This is a genomic window from Labrys neptuniae (assembly GCF_040797145.1).
In the GTDB taxonomy this organism is placed as follows: domain Bacteria; phylum Pseudomonadota; class Alphaproteobacteria; order Rhizobiales; family Labraceae; genus Labrys; species Labrys neptuniae.
In genome coordinates this window covers 329,752-346,019 of sequence record NZ_JBFNQD010000005.1, presented here as the reverse complement: position 1 = coordinate 346,019, position 16,268 = coordinate 329,752, and the positions used below count along the sequence as shown (strand labels likewise).

16 protein-coding genes are annotated in these 16,268 nt (G+C 62.0%); all 16 read right to left on the bottom strand.

Translation table 11 applies throughout. The features are described 5' to 3' along the window. Positions 1-111: 111 nt before the first annotated feature. The 16 genes from ABXS05_RS17630 to ABXS05_RS17555 all read right to left on the bottom strand — a co-directional run bounded on the left by ABXS05_RS17630 (position 112) and on the right by ABXS05_RS17555 (position 16,268). Positions 112-864, bottom strand: coding sequence for a siderophore-interacting protein (locus tag ABXS05_RS17630; protein WP_367624836.1), 753 nt, complete (start codon positions 862-864; stop codon positions 112-114). Further along, positions 861-2,837, bottom strand: coding sequence for a Fe(3+)-hydroxamate ABC transporter permease FhuB (gene fhuB, locus ABXS05_RS17625; protein WP_367624835.1), 1,977 nt, complete (start codon positions 2,835-2,837; stop codon positions 861-863). Before fhuB ends, ABXS05_RS17630 begins: the two co-directional genes overlap by 4 nt. Continuing rightward, positions 2,830-3,729 (bottom strand): ABC transporter substrate-binding protein, encoded by a 900-nt coding sequence (locus ABXS05_RS17620; RefSeq protein ID WP_367624834.1) that lies wholly within the window; start codon positions 3,727-3,729, stop codon positions 2,830-2,832. Before ABXS05_RS17620 ends, fhuB begins: the two co-directional genes overlap by 8 nt. Continuing rightward, positions 3,729-6,089: a TonB-dependent siderophore receptor gene (locus ABXS05_RS17615; protein ID WP_367624833.1), complete on the bottom strand. Its 2,361-nt coding sequence runs from the start codon at positions 6,087-6,089 to the stop codon at positions 3,729-3,731. The genes ABXS05_RS17620 and ABXS05_RS17615 overlap by 1 nt, the downstream gene beginning before the upstream one ends. A gap of 219 nt (positions 6,090-6,308) precedes the next feature. After that, entirely contained in the window at positions 6,309-7,307 is a 999-nt protein-coding gene (locus ABXS05_RS17610) for a FecR family protein (protein ID WP_367624832.1), read from the bottom strand. A 98-nt stretch (positions 7,308-7,405) separates the two neighbouring features. Further along, entirely contained in the window at positions 7,406-7,924 is a 519-nt protein-coding gene (locus tag ABXS05_RS17605) for an RNA polymerase sigma factor (RefSeq protein WP_311937310.1), read from the bottom strand. A gap of 360 nt (positions 7,925-8,284) precedes the next feature. After that, positions 8,285-8,461, bottom strand: a complete 177-nt coding sequence (locus ABXS05_RS17600) for a type 2 periplasmic-binding domain-containing protein (RefSeq protein WP_187829455.1) — start codon at positions 8,459-8,461, stop codon at positions 8,285-8,287. Positions 8,462-8,583: 122 nt separating this feature from the next. Further along, positions 8,584-8,925: a helix-turn-helix domain-containing protein gene (locus tag ABXS05_RS17595; RefSeq protein ID WP_149249266.1), complete on the bottom strand. Its 342-nt coding sequence runs from the start codon at positions 8,923-8,925 to the stop codon at positions 8,584-8,586. 511 nt (positions 8,926-9,436) lie between these two features. Further along, positions 9,437-10,234: a polyamine aminopropyltransferase gene (locus ABXS05_RS17590; RefSeq protein ID WP_367624831.1), complete on the bottom strand. Its 798-nt coding sequence runs from the start codon at positions 10,232-10,234 to the stop codon at positions 9,437-9,439. A 77-nt stretch (positions 10,235-10,311) separates the two neighbouring features. Beyond that, positions 10,312-10,530, bottom strand: coding sequence for a hypothetical protein (locus tag ABXS05_RS17585; RefSeq protein ID WP_311937299.1), 219 nt, complete (start codon positions 10,528-10,530; stop codon positions 10,312-10,314). Between the two features lie 179 nt (positions 10,531-10,709). Continuing rightward, the gene (locus ABXS05_RS17580; RefSeq protein ID WP_149249269.1) at positions 10,710-11,015 is read right to left on the bottom strand and encodes a zinc ribbon domain-containing protein YjdM; all 306 of its coding nucleotides are present in this window, start codon (positions 11,013-11,015) and stop codon (positions 10,710-10,712) included. Positions 11,016-11,045: 30 nt separating this feature from the next. Next, complete coding sequence (locus ABXS05_RS17575) at positions 11,046-12,044, bottom strand: spermidine synthase (RefSeq protein ID WP_367624830.1); 999 nt, start codon at positions 12,042-12,044, stop codon at positions 11,046-11,048. A gap of 53 nt (positions 12,045-12,097) precedes the next feature. Next, positions 12,098-12,616 carry an NADH-quinone oxidoreductase subunit B family protein gene (locus ABXS05_RS17570; RefSeq protein ID WP_367624829.1) on the bottom strand — a complete coding sequence of 173 codons (519 nt, stop codon included), beginning with the start codon at positions 12,614-12,616 and terminating at the stop codon, positions 12,098-12,100. Positions 12,617-12,626: 10 nt separating this feature from the next. After that, positions 12,627-14,150, bottom strand: a complete 1,524-nt coding sequence (locus ABXS05_RS17565) for a hydrogenase large subunit (RefSeq protein WP_367624828.1) — start codon at positions 14,148-14,150, stop codon at positions 12,627-12,629. 10 nt (positions 14,151-14,160) lie between these two features. Continuing rightward, complete coding sequence (locus tag ABXS05_RS17560) at positions 14,161-15,609, bottom strand: hydrogenase 4 subunit F (protein WP_367624827.1); 1,449 nt, start codon at positions 15,607-15,609, stop codon at positions 14,161-14,163. Next, a complete protein-coding gene (locus ABXS05_RS17555; protein WP_367624826.1) occupies positions 15,606-16,268 on the bottom strand; it encodes a hydrogenase-4 component E in 663 nt (220 codons plus the stop codon). The genes ABXS05_RS17560 and ABXS05_RS17555 overlap by 4 nt, the downstream gene beginning before the upstream one ends.

Here is a 16,268-nt window from a genome sequence, read left to right as displayed (position 1 = left end):
TGCCAATTCTGCTATGAATCGCTCGTCATCCGCCTCTATTTGCCCCGATGGTTTATGGTGCTCGATCGCCGACTTAGGCGAACGAAGCAGTTCCGCCGGTTCCTATTTCTATTAGCGCCGCCAGTAACAAACATTGATGTAGCGCGGTTTCGGAATGGCAGCGAGGCGCGGGCGAAAGGCTTCGTAGGCACCGAACTCTCCCGCCAGCCAGATGAAATAGTCTTTTGAGCCCGCGCAGACTTCGATCTTCTCCCTGACGGACTCGATGAAGCCTCTGCCCGGCCCCCGATCCCTTGGCCACCGGTCGACCCACCTGATCGTCATGCCGGCCGGTGCGGCGAAGGGCAGCCGGTCTTCCGGTCCGCATGTTTCGATGACGATATCGCCCCGAACATCGGGCGGCAATGTCTCCGCGATCCGCGCGATGGCGGGCAGCGCCGTTTCATCGCCCGCCAGGAGGTAGCGGCTCGCCTTCTTGACGCCGAGACCACAAGGCCCGGAAATACCGCAGATGTCGCCAGGCTTTGCCTGCAAGGCGAAATTGCAGGCGGGGCCCGCATGGGCATGCAGCACGAAATCGATGTCGAGCCAGCCGGTGGCGGCGTCGATGCGCCGGATCGTGTAGTAGCGCGTCACCACGTTCGACGAGGCGCCCTTTCGACGAGGGCCGTCGCCAGCCCCCTCAACAGGTGTCCCGGCTTCCGCCTTGTGCCGCGCCTCGACATGGAGCCGGACATGCAGATTGCCGAGCGTGTCGAAATGGACGAGATCGTCACCGGCCAGGCGCAGGCGCTGCATGTGCGGCGCGATACGTTCGACGCCCACGACACGCATCATGCGGAAGCCGTCGCCTTGCTTGCTCATCCTCGCCTCGCGATCAGCACCAACAGGAAGGGCCCGCCGACCATGGTGGCGAACAGGCCGGCAGGGATCTGGAATGGAAAAATGATGTTGCGGCCGAGCCAATCGGCGACCAGAAGGATGAGGCCGCCAATGATGGCCGATGCCGCGAGCTGCATGCCCGCCCGATGAAAGCCGGCAAGGCGGGCGATATGCGGCCCCATCAGCCCGGCAAAGCTCAAGGGGCCGACCAGGATGGTCGCCCCTGCCGTGAGCAGGGCCGAGATCGAGAACAGGATGTTGCGGCTATGGGCGATGGGCACGCCCGAGGCCGTCGCCGTGGCAAGGCCGAGCGGGAGCAGTTCGAGCCAGCGCCGGATGAGGGGTATGGAGGCGAGAGCAAGGGCCAGCAGGGCCGCCGACAGCAGGGCCTCTGCCCGCCGCACCGCATAGGTCGAGCCCGACAGCCAGGCCAGCAATTGATCGAGGCGCGGATCCTGCGACGTCATCAATACGGCCATGACGAAGCCGGAAACGGCTCCCAACGTGATACCGATCAGCAGCATTCGATCACCGGAAAAGCCGGGTTTGCGTGACAGGCCGAGCATCAGGAAGAGGACGGCCAGGGCACCGGCAGCACCGGCGGCTATCTGCTCGGCGCGGGTCGGGGCAGTTGCCGTCAGGAGCAGAAGGATCACGCCCAGCATTGCGCCGGAAGAAACACCGAGCACCTCGGGTGAGGCCATGGGGTTGCCCGTCACGCGCTGAAGGATGGCACCGGCCAGGGCCAGCATGGCTCCTCCGCTGAAGGCGGCGAGGGCGCGAGGCCCCCGCCAATCCAGAAAGGGCACGATCTCCTCTCTCGCCGCGAACGACCAGCCGTCTGGTCCCTGCCCCAGAGACAATGCCAGCCAGAAGGCGGGGACGAGCAGCGTCGCCAACAGGAAGAGTGCGACGGCCGGATGTCTCAGCCTGCCCGGAACCGCGCCTGGCGCCATGTGCGGGGGAGCCAGCAGTTTCAGGCGCCTGATCAGCATGAACAGCAGCGGAGCGCCCAGCAGGGCCGTCGCCGCTCCCGTCGGAAACAGGCGGTAGGTCACGGGCAAGGAGAGCACGGTCTGGTCGGTGGCCATGAGCAGCAAGGCCCCCAGCAGTGCAGACCAGGCCAGATGCTCGCCCGCCCGCCTGGCACCGGAGGCGCGTGCCAGTGCGGGACCGGCAAGCCCGACGAAGCTGATGATGCCGACCGAGGCGGTGACGATCGCCGCCAGGGCTGCCGCGGCGACCAGTGCGACCAGGCGATAGGCTGCAACGGACAGGCCGAGACTCCTGGCGCTGTCGTCATTGACGCCAAGCAATGTCAGCGGGCGCACGAGAAAGGCGAGGAGGATGGCGACGAGCAGGAGCCTTGGGTAAAGAAATTGCACCCCGCTCCAATCCTGCTGGTCGAGATAGCCGGCGCCCCAGAGAAAGATGCCGGTGAGAAAATCGTGATTGAACAAGGTCAGCGCGGCGCTGACCGCCCCGCAATAGAGGCTGACGATCATGCCGGCCAGGGTCACGGTGACGGGCGACAGCCCCTTGCGCCAGGACAGGGAGAGGACCGCAAGAAGGGCCAGGGCGGCGCCGGCAAAGGCAATCCACTCGCGGCCGAATGTAAGCCATGCCGGAAACCACAGGGTGACGATGGACAGAACGAGATAGGCGCCGGCCGAAATGCCGAGCGTGGCCGGCTCGGCCAGGGGGTTGCGCAGAATGCGTTGCAGGACGGCGCCGGCAAGCCCAAGCCCGGCTCCGACCATCAGGCCGACGACGATGCGGGGAAGCACGGTGTGATGCAGCATCATCTGCGCCGTGACATCGGGATCCGGAAAAACGATTGAGCGCCATGAGGCGCTGTCCGGCAGCAGCCCCCTCACGTTGAAGGCAGCGAGGGACAGGGCCAGGACCGCAAGAAGAAGTGCCGGGATCGGCGTAACGGCATGCGGCCTAGCCATTCGGTCCACCTGCCGAGAGAGCGGCGGATGCCAGCCGCGCGAAGCGGCGCACGGGTGGCAGGCCTCCGTAGAAGAGGACGTCCGGAATGCGCACGATACGGTTCTGCTTCACGAAGGGCAGGCTGGCGATGACGGGAGATTCCAGCAGGCTCTTCAACGTATCGCGGCTGGTGTCGCCCACGCAGAGCAGCCGCGCATCGGGGCGAGCCGCCAGCCGATCGGCGCTGACCGTGGTATGGCCATAGCGGGATACGGAGCCGGCCCAGGCGTTCTCGATGCCGAAATGATCGAGCACGTCCTGAAAAAGGCTGTTCCTGCCGAAGATCAGCAGGCGCCTGCCATCGATCACCGTCGCCACGTAAAGGGGGCGGCGGTCATATCGGGCCATCAGCCGTTTTCCCGCCGCCAGTTCCGCGTCCAGCGTTTGCATGAAACGCCCGAACGCACCCGACGCGCCGAGCTGCCCGGCAAGGGCCGAAAGAGCCAGGCGGGCGTGCGCCAGGCGGCCGGATTCCCCAAAATGATCGGGATCGAAGGAGCATATCGGCGCGATGGCCGCCAAGCGCTCCCGCATCGGCGCGAGGTCGCCATTCATGACCACCAGTTTGGGCTTCAGGCGATGGATCAGCTCGAGATTGGGCTCCGACCGCAGGCCTAGTTCGCGCATGTCCGATGCTGGCGCCGGTTCCACCACCAATTGGGAGTAGCGTTCGATTTCAGGCATGGCGAGAGGCGCGATACCCAGGGCGAGCAGGTTCTGCCCGCTCACCCAGTCTATCGCCAGGGGCCGCCTGGCAGGCTCCTCGGACGAATGCGCGGCACGGGCAAGGCACATCGCTGCCGCTCCGCCGAGAAGGGCCCGGCGGGACAAGCCTATAGGCTGCATCCCCATCAGAACTTCATCTGGGCAGAAAACGCGACCGTTCTCGGGGCTCCCAGATAATAGCTGTTCTGCCAGTAGTTCTTGTTGGTCACGTTGCTGACATTCAGCCGCAAGGTCAACGGATTGCCGAACCGCTCGGTCGTGTAGCGCATGCCGACATCGAGGGTAGTATAGGCGGCAAGGCGGTCGTCATTGACATCGTTCGCCCATTGCTTGCCGGTGTAGTAGACGCCGCCAGTCAGCACGAGGCCCTGAATGGCGGGAATCTCATATTCGAGATAGAGCTTGGCCAGCACCTTGGCCACGTTCATCGGCTGTTTGCCGTCAAATTCGCCGCCCTCCACCTTGGCGTCCAGCACGGTGACGCCGCCCAGAAGCGTGAGTTCGTCGGTTACCTTGCCCGTTGCCGTGACCTCCACGCCGCGATGCCGCTGCCGCCCGTCCTGGGTGTAGACGCCGCTCGCATTGGTGAATTCATAGGCCTTTTCGATATCGAACAAGGCGCCGGTCAGGAGTATGCCGCCCACTTCCGCCTTGACGCCGATCTCCTTTTGCTTGCTCACCATCGGGGCCATGACCTGCCCGTAATTGCTGCTCGTGTCTGGGGCGACGCCGCCCTGCTCCAGGCCCTCGATGTAGCTGCCATAGACCGTCATCCACGGCACGGGCTTGAAAAGGAGCGAGGCCGAGGGCGAGAGCCGCCCCTCGTCGTAGTCGGGCTGGGTGCGCGTGCCTGTTATGTCGAGCGAGCGACTCATGATGCGGCTGTAGTTGACGCCCACCAAAGCCGACCAGCGCTCGTTGAATTCGATCTGGTCGCCGATGACGAAGTTATGATTGCGCACATAGCCCTGGTAGTAGGGCGACGAAGTATCGACTGGGAAGGTCGGCCTGGGAAGGTGGACGGGCGAGGACATCGGAAACGGCCCGATCCAGCCTGTGTTCGGGCTGTAGGGCGTCTGCCAGGCCCGATCCGAATACATATGGTAGCCGGCGGTGACCTTGTGGGAAATCGGTCCGGTATCGAACGTGACATCCGCAAAGGCCTGCGCCGCGTCGAAGATGTTCTTGGTTTTGCCCGAGTGAATCCCGATCTGATAATATTCCCCCGGCGACCGCACCGAATTCATCGTGTGGTCCTGGACCGGCCGATCGAGATATTCACGCATATAGGCGCCGCGCAGCGTGATGAAGTCGTTGAGTTTGTAGGTCAGCTTGCCGGAAAGGCGCGTCTTCTCGAATTCATCGCGAACCCAGGGCTGGCTCCAGTTCCTGCTGGCGTCCGGCGCCGAGCCATGGGGAACGCCGGGATTGAAAAACCAGTAGGAATTGGGAACGTCCGTCTTGTACTTGCTGTAGGACGCGTTGAGTTCCAGCTTCAACCTGTCGGTAATGTCCCAATCGATGGCCCCGCTGACGAGGAACCGATTGATGTTCTGGTCGTCTATCGCGGTATCGCCGCCTTGCTTGACGATGTTGAGGCGATAGCCGGCACGGCCTTCGGGATCGATGCGGCCGCCGAAATCGCCGTGGATGTATTTCTGCTCGGCGCCATAGGTGCCGATGGTCAGGCTGTTCAGGCGCTCGATCGTCGGGCGCTTGTAGACATAGTTGATCATGCCGGCCGGGGCAGCGGCCCCATACAGGAATCCCGAAAGCCCGGTGAGGACTTCGATACGCTCCTTGTCCTCGAGATTGGTCGCGTGACTATAGGAACGCCGCAGGCCGTCCTCGGCCGTGTCATAGGTGGTGAAGCCGCGCATGTTGACCATCGGCGACCATCCCGACGCCTGCGGCGTCTGAATACGGGTCGTCGGGCTGATCCGGAAGATGTCGTCGGGAGACTGGGCCTGGATATTCTGAATGAGCTCGCGCGGCACGACGCTGACCGAAAAGGGCGTATCCCGGATGGATGTCTGTCCCAGGGGCCCCAGCGAGGAGATGGTGTTCGTGCGGTAGCCATCCTTTGCGAGCCCGTCCTGCTGAATCGCCGCAGTGCCCTTGGCTTCGACGATGACGGGATCGAGGAGGATCGCCCCATCCGCGCTTTCGCCGCCGGCGGGCTCCGCCGACATGGCAAGCAGGGTCACGGCATTGCCGCCGGTAAAGGAATAGCCAAGCCCCGAGTTCGAAAGAAGCCGGGCCAGCGCTGCCTGCGTGGTCATGCCGCCGGTTACGCTTGGTGCGCGCGTATTTGCCGCGATGGAGGTCTTGTAGGCGATCTGAACGCCGGATTGGTCTGCAAGCATACGCAAGGCCCGGGCCAGCGGCTGGCTGGGAATGTTGAAGTTATGCGTGATTGCGGTCTGGGCGGCAGCCGGTGACATCGGTACGAGCAGTGCCGGCACTGCACAAAACGCCGCGCTCACCAGGAGCTTCGTCACCAGACCGCTAGGCGCGCTTCGCCTCGATCCCCTCGCTATCCTGCCGTGCACCACCGAGCCCCCTCAACATGTCCCCTGGAAACAGCCCTCGCGGGCTCAAATGAAGGGAGTGGGTGTGTGCTGCCTCGGCCCTTCGCCATATTGACGCGCGAGCGAGGCGATCGCCTAAAGACGGCGTCTCAATTTTTTTGAAGGGATGCCGCGTCAGGAAATCAGGAGCAGGACACCGGGAATCCGACGCACCGACAGCCCCTGGGTTTTCGCCAGCGCCTGGACGGCAGCAAATGCTTCCGCCGTCGAGAAGACCGCACTGACGGGGACGGATCGATCGATGCCGGGCCGGATCACGATCCGTTCGGGGACATAGCGGCCGAGTTCGGCCATCGCCCGGGAAAACGGCCGCCCCTCGAAGATGATGCGGCCTTTCCGCCATGCGAGCGCCGCCTGGACATCGGCGGACTGGGCCGGTCGCGGCGCTTCTCCCCGCGCATACAGGGTTTGCTGGTTCGCAGCCACCTCGACGCCCGTGACGCCGGGATCGTCGGTTGCGGTCGGGCTGGCCGGGCCGGCAACGTCGATGCGCCCTTCGGCGGAGGTAACCGTTGCCACATCCTCCAAGATCCCGACCGAGAAGCGGCCCGCTTTGGCGGTGCTGTTGCCGCCCAGCGCCGCCACCCGGAACACCGAGTTCCGATCCGGAGCGACCTTGAATTCGGCTTCGCCTTTCAGCAGCTCGACCAGTCTGAGGCCAGGCCGGTAGCCGATGCTGACGGCACTATCCGTGTTGAGGGTGGCGACCGACCCATCCGGCAGGGTGAACTCGCGCTGGTCGCCGACGGCTGTCGAGAGGTCGGCGTTCCACCAGACTTGCAGCCTCGGTACGGCCACGAGGCCGATGGCTGCGGCAGCCACAGCCGCACCGCCGATGACAAAGCTGCGCCGCCCCATCAGGACATGGCGGCTCGGCTCGGCGGCAGCCGGCAAAGGCATGCCGGCCGACCCGGTATCGATGGCCTGTAGTTGCTGCCAGAACGAACGCTCGCGCTCGAAAGCCAGCTTGTGATCGGGAGACAGGTCCCGCCAGGCCTTGAAACGCTGGAGGTCGGCGTCGCTGACATTGCCCGAGGTCAACCGCACGATCCAATCGCGTGCGTCCAGGCCGATGCGGCGTTCAATGTCCTTGCGTTGCTTGTGCTCGTCCATGCGCTCGAAAGCCGGTGCGGATAGGGACTCGATTCGAGCTGTTCTAACCTATTGACGCGTGAACGCACCCGCCACCTAAACACGATCCGGAAAATTTCTCAGTCGGCGAGTTCGCCGCGCAGATCGGCAAGGTGTTCCAGGGCCCGGCGGATATGATAATAGACCGCCTCGCTCGTGATGCCGTGCAGTTCTGCCAGCTGGCGATGCGATATGCCGTCGATCCGGTTCATCAGGAAGATCGTGCGGGTTTTTTCCGGCAGTTCGTCCAAGGCCTTCCTGACTGCCTTTAGATTTTGGCGGCCGATCAGCACCCGTTCCGGCGAAACCAGGTCGCAGTTTTCCCACAAGATGTCGGTGAGTTCATCGTCGATTTCATTGCGCCTGCGCTGGTTGCGCAGATGGCTGGTGACGGCATGCTGCGCAACGCGGGTGATGAACCCGGCCGGATTGCGGATCGCATTGTCTTCCAGACCGGCGTTTTCCAGTTTCAGCCAGGTGTCCTGCATCAAGTCCTCGGCTGTCGCCGAGCAACCGGTGCGTGCCTTGGCCACCGCCTGCAGCCGCGGCCGCATCTTCGCAAAGGCACTGATCAGTTTTCCGAGAGACAGCCTGTCCACGCCAGCCCGCAACATAGATAAGAAGAACAATGCTCCTGAAGGTGAAGCAATCCCAACCTAGAGGATGAGGAAAACCCCTGCAATAGCAATGATTTATAGAGATTCTAACTTGCGCGGCGACCCATGCGGCGGTTCTGCAACTCCGCGCCTCGTCAAAAGATCAGAGCCCCCGGCGCTCGTCCTTCTTCACAAGAAGACCATTGGGGAGCTTATCGCCATCCTTCAGTGCCCAAAGCACGGCGATGGCTTCGTCGCGATATGCTTCCCACACGGGCTTGCCATCGAACCGACTGCTGCCAGAGTGACCATGGTGACGGCACAAAGCCCGGCAGACACGCTCGATGGGGTCTTTTCGAAATATCACAGGATGCCGCTCAGATTGGCTGGGGTCTGGCCATAACGCGCCAGGACCACCGCGCCTTCAAAACCACCGGCGTCCCGATTCACCGTGCGGGACAGGGCCATGGCCCCGACATAGGTGACCGCATCGAATCCCGGCCCCACGCCCCTCGCGATCGTGGCTGACGTCCCGACCATCGTTGAGGCCATCTCCCTTGCCTTCGGCTCATCGGGCATGTCGATGGCAGATTGGGCGAGAAGATCTCCATCAAGAGTGCGGATAAAGGGAAGCGCGAGATAGCGTGTGATCCTGGGCATTGTCAGTTTGCCTCTCCAAGAAACTTGATGAAATTGATGGCCTGCCGATATTTGTCTGCCGGTAGCCGACGCAAAAGCTCCAGCATCTCATTTTCGCTGTTCGGGTCGACACTGATGAGTTCAGCCGGCGAGCAATCAAGAGCTGCCGCCAAGGCCTCCAGAACCTCCTGGCTATAGGGCTGCTTGCTCATCTCGATCCGGTTGATCGAGACATGCGTGATCATGGGTTTGCCGTCCGGCAGTGTTTCAAGACGATCCTCGAGCCTGCGCAAAGACAGCCCTCGCTTCAGTCGCCACTCCTTGATGTAGGTCTTGCCAAGGCTACGGTGCCGTATGCTGCCCATATTGCTCTTTTTCGCTACACAGGAGGTTGCATCGTTCGGACTCTATAGGCCTTTTGCTAAGGCTGAACAACTCAGATGTAACGCATGGTGGAACAATCGTTGATGAGCATTGATCTGGATCAACGCGAGTGCCGGCGTCCTGTGTCTTCCTATTTCAGGCGCGGTTGCTGCACATAGTCGGCAGGAATGGCGCCTGTTCCATCCGATCCATTCAGTAGGGAAGATCCATGTCAGGCGGTGAAGTTCTCATGCTTACGATGATTATTGCAGGCACCTCGATCTTGGGTATTGCCCTCGCGATTGCCGGCTGGCGTAATTGATCGAATGAAATCCGGGTGGTGCTGACGCTCGGCTGGGCTTTGCAATCTTCGCTGCCGCAGTTGGCTGGCCGATTGCATGATGGCGGTTGACTTGCCGCCTCTCCTTAGGAGGAAAATTCAATCGCCAGCCCTCTTGTCCTTCCCGGATGGAGAACCCGATTGGAGATTTCGCCAATAGCCCGCCAGGCCCTTCAGCGTGCATATTTGTCAGCGCTTTCCAGGTGCGAACGCCTGACAAGCCATCGCGCTGCGTCGGTGGCAACCGTGTCCGGCAAAATCTGCCATTGAATGTCTAGATGGCCTTCTGGAACACAGGCGATCACCGCATTGCGGTCCGGTTCCCTAACGACCTCGTCAATGATCCAGGTCTGCAAGCCAGGGCCGGCAAGTCGCTTGCCGGCGATGTCCGGAAGCAGATCCATCCCGTACTCGATCAGAACATTCATGGCGATCCGGCCACTGTGGCCCAAACGGCCGAGGAGAGTGCGGCAGGTCATTTCGTCGAACTCGGTGGCGTAGTCGAATCCGGGGCCACCGACGTCGACGGCAATCGCATCGAAGCAATCCCGATTGTAGGTGATGAAATCCTTGAAATCGGCGGCGATGCATCGAACGTCCGACGGCATCCAGAAATATTCGCGCGCAAGCGTGAAGCTCAGCGGGTTTCTGTCGATGACTGTAACGGACTTACCCTGCCGATGCAGCATCGTGGCCAGCGTGCCGCCGGCACAACCAAGCACCAGAACGTCTCTGGCCGGCTGCAGGAGAGCCTTCATCAGGTGAACATAGGTGAAGCAGCTCTCTCCGGACCGCCAGGCATGGCTCTGGAAGGAGCCTCCCTCATAGTACCGACGGGCACCCGTGGCTTTCTCCTCGATGACGAAGATCCTGCCATGGATGCCCTCGAAACGGGCTAGCAACTGCACGGTGCCTCCCTCCATATGCGGATAATGTGCCGAATGCTGCTCGGGATACTCAACCGCGTCCATCCAGCATCACCAGCTTCTCGGCGACCGCCCTGCCGTGCATCGACCAGACAAGCGTTCGAAGGTGACTCTGCGACCCTTCATTCGATCACGAACCGACCGTTCGTTGAAAGAAAGACCAATGTCTGTCGATAAAACAGGGGGATGGTCAGAATGGGCTCATTGTCCCGATAGCCTTGGATCGGCGGGCCGATCACGGCAGCGTGGCGCCTCAGATATGCTTCCCATATCGTCGGGAAATCCAGACCTTCCGCGATCATGTCGTTGCATTTTCGAACCAGATTATCGGTTTTTCCCATGTGGCAGCGCCATCATTGAGTTCCTGCATAGAGATCGGGCATGAACTCATTGGCGTGGCATTGATTTGGATCAATGCCACAGCATGCCTGGGCAAGATCAGCATTGCGACAATGGCCGCCTTCCAGGCTAAGTGCGGAAATGGAGATGCGGCTGCCCTCAAAGATGGCGCCGCGACCCATCAACGCTTGCGCACGAACTCCGTGCGCAGAACCAGGCCCTTGATTCCTTCATAGCGGCAGTCGATCTCCTCATCGTTGTCAGTGAGGCGGATCGACCGGACCACCGTCCCCTGCTTCAAGGTGAGACTGGTTCCCTTGACCTTGAGATCCTTGATGAGGGTGACCGCGTCGCCATCGGCAAGGACATTGCCAGCCGAGTCACGAACCGTTTTTTGGCTGGCCTCAGCGGCGGCCTTTACTTGCGAAGCGGGCAGCCATTCGCCGCTCGCCTCATCATAGATATAATCTTCATTGTCGTTGGCCATGGCCACTCCATCTAATGTTGGTCGAGCAGACTATCGTGCAGCGAGAGGCCGTTCGTCCGAGGCTGGTCCGATGTCGAACATGCGCTGCATGAACAATTCGGCCAGTTGCCGCTCCAACCCGCTCACGGGTGTTTTTTGTCTGTGATGATAGGGGGCCAAGGGGCTGCGCGGAGGCCTTTTCGTCCAAGGAACATTGTCCAAGGCAGTCCCGTATACCTCATCTCGCAGGTTGTGATGCTCAGTGGGCGGGAGGCGAACAAGCACGGCGTTGAAGTCCCGCTCTCCGATCTGGTCGTAGATCCACAGGCCGGCACCTTCGGCCATGAGCCCTGAGGCGATATGGTCGGCGAGTGTATCGGCGGCCTCGGGAATGATCAGGTTCATGGCCAGGCGGCCGGCTGGGCTTAGCCTCTTGCAGATTGCCTCGCAGGTCGGCGCATCGAACAGATCCTGGAAGGCGACGGTCGGCCCACCGATGTCGACCGCGATGCCGTCAAATTGGGCGCTCTCCGTTTCCAGGTAATCTCGAAAATCCGCTGCCACACATCGTATGGCTGGCGCCATGCCAAAATAGTGGCGTGCGATGCGAAAACTCTCCGGATTGTTGTCGACAACGGTCACGCGCTTGCCGGATCGGTGGAGCATCGTCGCCAGTGAGCCGCCGGCACAGCCCAGCACCAGGACCTCTTTGCAGGGAGAGAGGACATCCGCCATCAGGCGAACATAGGACAACAGGCTGGTTCCATCCGGGTCGGCGTAGGTCTGAATGGCGCTACCTTCCAGATAGATACGGCCGCCTCGACGATCTTCGTAAATCGCGACCACGCCCGATTTTGAGTCGATGAGATCGATCTGACGCATTGAACCCCGATTGAGCGTGCTGGCGATCGGCAGACTTGTTGCCTCCACCATACAAAACCAGCGCAGAACGGACGCCAGTTTGATGTTTAAAGCATCAATGATAATGCTATATATAGCAATAAGCAGGTGCGGGCCGCAAGAGGAGTAAATCATCCAGGCCGCGTTCAATCATTCACTGCGTCGCTGAAGTGCGCGCAACCGCCCTCTCGTGGCTGTGACGATTACATCTGCGTTCGGCTCAAAAGCGCCAGAAGGCCTTTGAGAAGCGCGGTGGGTGTGGGCGGACAGCCGGGGATATGGAGATCGACGGGTATGACGTCGGATACCCCCTTCGCGCAGGCATAGCTACCCGCGAACAGGCCGCCATCCAGCGCACATCCTCCGGCAGCAACGACCCATTTGGGCGAGGGCATGGCCTCATAGGTCCTTTGCAACGCCTCGCGCATGTTCAGCGTCACAGGTCCTGTAACCATTAGCACGTCGGCGTGCCGTGGCGAGGCCACGAGATGCAGGCCGAAGCGCTCGAAATCGTAGAAGGCGTTGCCAAGAGCGTTGATCTCAAGCTCGCAGCCATTGCAGGAGCCGGCGTCGACCTCGCGGATGGCGAGGCTCCGGCCCAGGCGCGCCTGGGCAGACCGGCCCAGTTGAGCAATGAGGCCGGCGATTTCCGGGTCGTGGGGGGAGGGGGCCGGTTCGGTGAGCGGGGCTTTGCGCAATGTATCGAACAGCAAACGTCTCATGACCGGAACCTCACAGATCATGTCCGGAATAGGAACAGTTGAAGGATTTGTTGCAGAGCGGAAAATCGGCCACGATGTTGCCGTCGATCGCCGCTTCGAGCAGAGGCCATTGGAACCAGGACGGATCGCGCAGATGGCAGCGGCGGATTCGTCCGTGCTCATCGAGGCTGACCCAGACGAGGATATCGCCGCGAAAGCCCTCCACCAAGGCCATCGCCTCGCCGGCTCTTGCCTGGGATAGATCGGCGTGGACGGGGCCTGGGGGGAGGCGCTCGAGGATCTGGTCGATCAGCGACAGGCTCTGCTCGACCTCCCTGATCCGGATCCAGACCCGGGCATTGACGTCGCCGTCGGTCAGGACCGGTATTTCGAACCGCAGATCGTCATAGGGGGGATAGGGCAGGACGCGACGCGTGTCGAAACGCCGACCCGATGCCCGGCCGATGAACCCGCCGCATCCGTATTGGCGTGCCAATGCGGGATCGACGATTCCGGTTCCTACCGTCCGGTCCTGCAGCGAGGCCGTATTGTCGTAGAGCTCCACGAGCGCCGGAAAGACGTGGCGAATTTCAGTCAGGAGGTCCTTTAGCGCGACCTCCCCGTCCGCGACCAGATCGTTGCTGACGCCGCCGGGAATGATGCGATCCATCATCAGGCGGTGCCCGAAGCAAGTCATGGCAGTGCGCAGGACGCGTTCGCGCAGCACGCTGCAATGCGCGTGCATCAAGGCGAAGGCCGCATCGTTGCAGATGGCGCCGATATCGCCGAAATGATTGGCGAGCCGCTCGAGTTCGGCCATCAGGCCCCGCAGCCATACAGCACGCGCCGGCACTGTGGCGTCGTGGACAGATTCAACAGCATTCGCAAAGGCCAAGGTATAAGCGACGGTGCTGTCGCCGGACACGCGACCGGCCAGCTTGGCAGCATGCCCGATATCGGCACCGATCATCAGCCCTTCCATGCCCTTGTGGGTGTAACCGAGCCGTTCCTCGAGCCGGACAACCGTCTCGCCGCCGGCCGTGAATCGGAAATGTCCCGGCTCGATCACGCCGGCATGGACAGGACCCACAGGGATCTGGTGCAGGCCTTCACCTTGCGCGCCGAGGAAGGGATAGGGCACGGCCAATGCGGGGGAAGGGGTCTGGCCGCCGAGCGGATGCCGCACCGGCCACATTCCGTGATCGAGCCATGGCCTCGTGTCAGGCAGGCCGATCGGCAGCAACCCGAAGAGATCGTGCACGGTGCGTTCCAGGCGCATCGCCGGCGGGTGAGACTTGCTCAAGGCAGGATATTGACCACCCGGGCAATCATGGATGACCACCGCCCCGGTCCGCTGCGCTTCATCGACCACCGCGACGCGAACGACGCCGCCACTCTGCCGATTTTCCCCCCATAGACCCAGCAGCGTGACGGCACCCTGTTGCAGTTGTTCGGCCAGGTCGTGCCACAGGGCATCGTCGGCACTGACATGAGGCCAGGAAGGATGCTCCCCAGGCGTAGGATTGGCGGTCAGCAGCTCTTGGAGCGTTGCCATGGCTTGCATCCTAACCAAGCATGTTCGCGACGTGCTGGAACCAGGCAACCAGCGGTGCAGGCAGATAGAAGCCTGCGATCAAGACCAGGGCCAGATGGAGGGCCAGGGGAACATAGGATGCCTTGACCGGCGCCATCGTTCCTTTCGGGGCGCCGAAGGCAAGCCCTTGCATGCGCAGGATCAGGGCTCCGAAGGCGACCAGCAATCCCATCACCAGCGCCAAGGCCAGCAGGGGTTGCCGCCCAAACGTGGCGCTCACGATCAGGAATTCGCTCATGAATACCCCGAGCGGCGGCAGGCCGGCGATGGCGAGCACACCAAAAACCAGCCCCCAGCCGAGCGGTGGGTGGCTCTGGGTCAGGCCGCCGATCTCGGCCATCTTCTGGGTGCTTTTGGCTTGGGCGACATGACCGACGGCAAAGAAGATCGCCGATTTCGTCAGGCTGTGCATGGTCATGTGCAGGAGGCCGGCAAAATTGGCGAGCGGGCCTCCCATGCCAAAAGCAAAGGCGATGATGCCCATGTGCTCGATGGAGGAGAAGGCGAACATGCGCTTCATGTCGCGGCGCCGATAGAGCATGAAGCCGGCGAAGATGAGCGAGACGAGGCCCATCGTCACCAGCATCGGACCGGGCGCGATGGCCGCGGGGTTGGCGGCGAGCAGGAGCTTGAAACGCAGCACCGCATAGAGGGCGACATTGAGCAGCAGGCCGGAGAGCACGGCCGAGATCGGTGTCGGCCCTTCGGCGTGCGCGTCGGGCAACCACGCGTGCAGGGGCACCAGGCCCGCTTTGGTGCCGTAACCCAACAGCAGGAAGATGAAGGCGAGATTGAGCAGCGAGGGATCGAAGTCGGCGGCGTGCCGCAGCAGGACCGTCCAGACCATGCCGTCCACGCCTTCGCCCACGATGGGGCGGGCTGCCATATAGACCAGGATGGTGCCAAAAAGGGCCAGTGCAATACCGACACTGCCGAGAATGAAGTATTTCCAGGCCGCCTCGATGGCCTCCTGGGTCTGGTAGATCCCCACCATCAGGACGGTGGTCAGCGTGGCAACCTCGATGGCGACCCAGATCAGGCCGATATTGTTGGCCAGCAGAGCAAGGTTCATCGCAAAGAGCAGGACCTGGTACATCGCGTGATAGAAGCGCAGATGCGAGGGCGTCAGCCTGCCGATTTCCAGCTCATGGCCGATATAGCTGGCGCTGAACACGCTGGTGGTAAAAGCCACGAAGGTGTTGAGGAGAAGGAAGACGATATTGAGATCGTCGACCACGATGAAGGAACCTGGGTCCGGTCTGTAGAACAAGAGAGAGAATGCGGCCGCAAGGGTCAGGAAGGCGGAAAGCGCGTTCAGCCTGGCCGACAGCCGGAAATCCGGCAGGACCGCCATGAGGATGGCGGCCAATATCGGAATGATCAGGATCAATGTCGAACCGTCCAGGGCAAGGCCGCTCATTGACGTTCTCCCTGAAAACGGTCGAGAGCCTTGGAATCCACGGTGTCGAAGCGCTCGCTGATGCGAAACAGGAAGATGCCGATGACGAAAAGGGCAATCAGCACCGAAAAGGCGACACTGATCTCGACCACCAGGGGCATGCCCTTTGCCCCGGTGCCTGCGAGGATCAGGCCGTTCTCGATCGACATGAAGCCCACCACCTGGCTGACGGCGTTGCGGCGTGTCACCATCATGAGAAAACCGAGCAGGACGACCGAGAGAGCGAAGGAAAGGTCCTCACGTGCCAGGGGATCGGCGCCGGCCGTGACGCGCAGCATGATCACCATGGACAGGGCCACCAGGCCGATGCCCGCGAGCATGGTCAATCCCGCGCCCACGACCGTCTCCACCTCCCGGTGAATCCCGAGGCGGGCGATGATGCGATGCAAGGCGACGGGAATGATGATCGCCTTGAAGATGAGGGCGATCACCGCGGTGACGTAAAGGTGTGTCGCGCCTTGAACCCAGGCTTGCCAGGCCACGGACAGCGACAGCACCACGGCCTGAAGCGCAAAGATGTTGAGCAGCGCGTAGAGGCGGTTCTGGTAGAGCATCATGAAGCTTACCAGCACAAGGCCGCCGGCCAGGACATGGGCTATGTCGAAGGTGAGCCCGTTCAT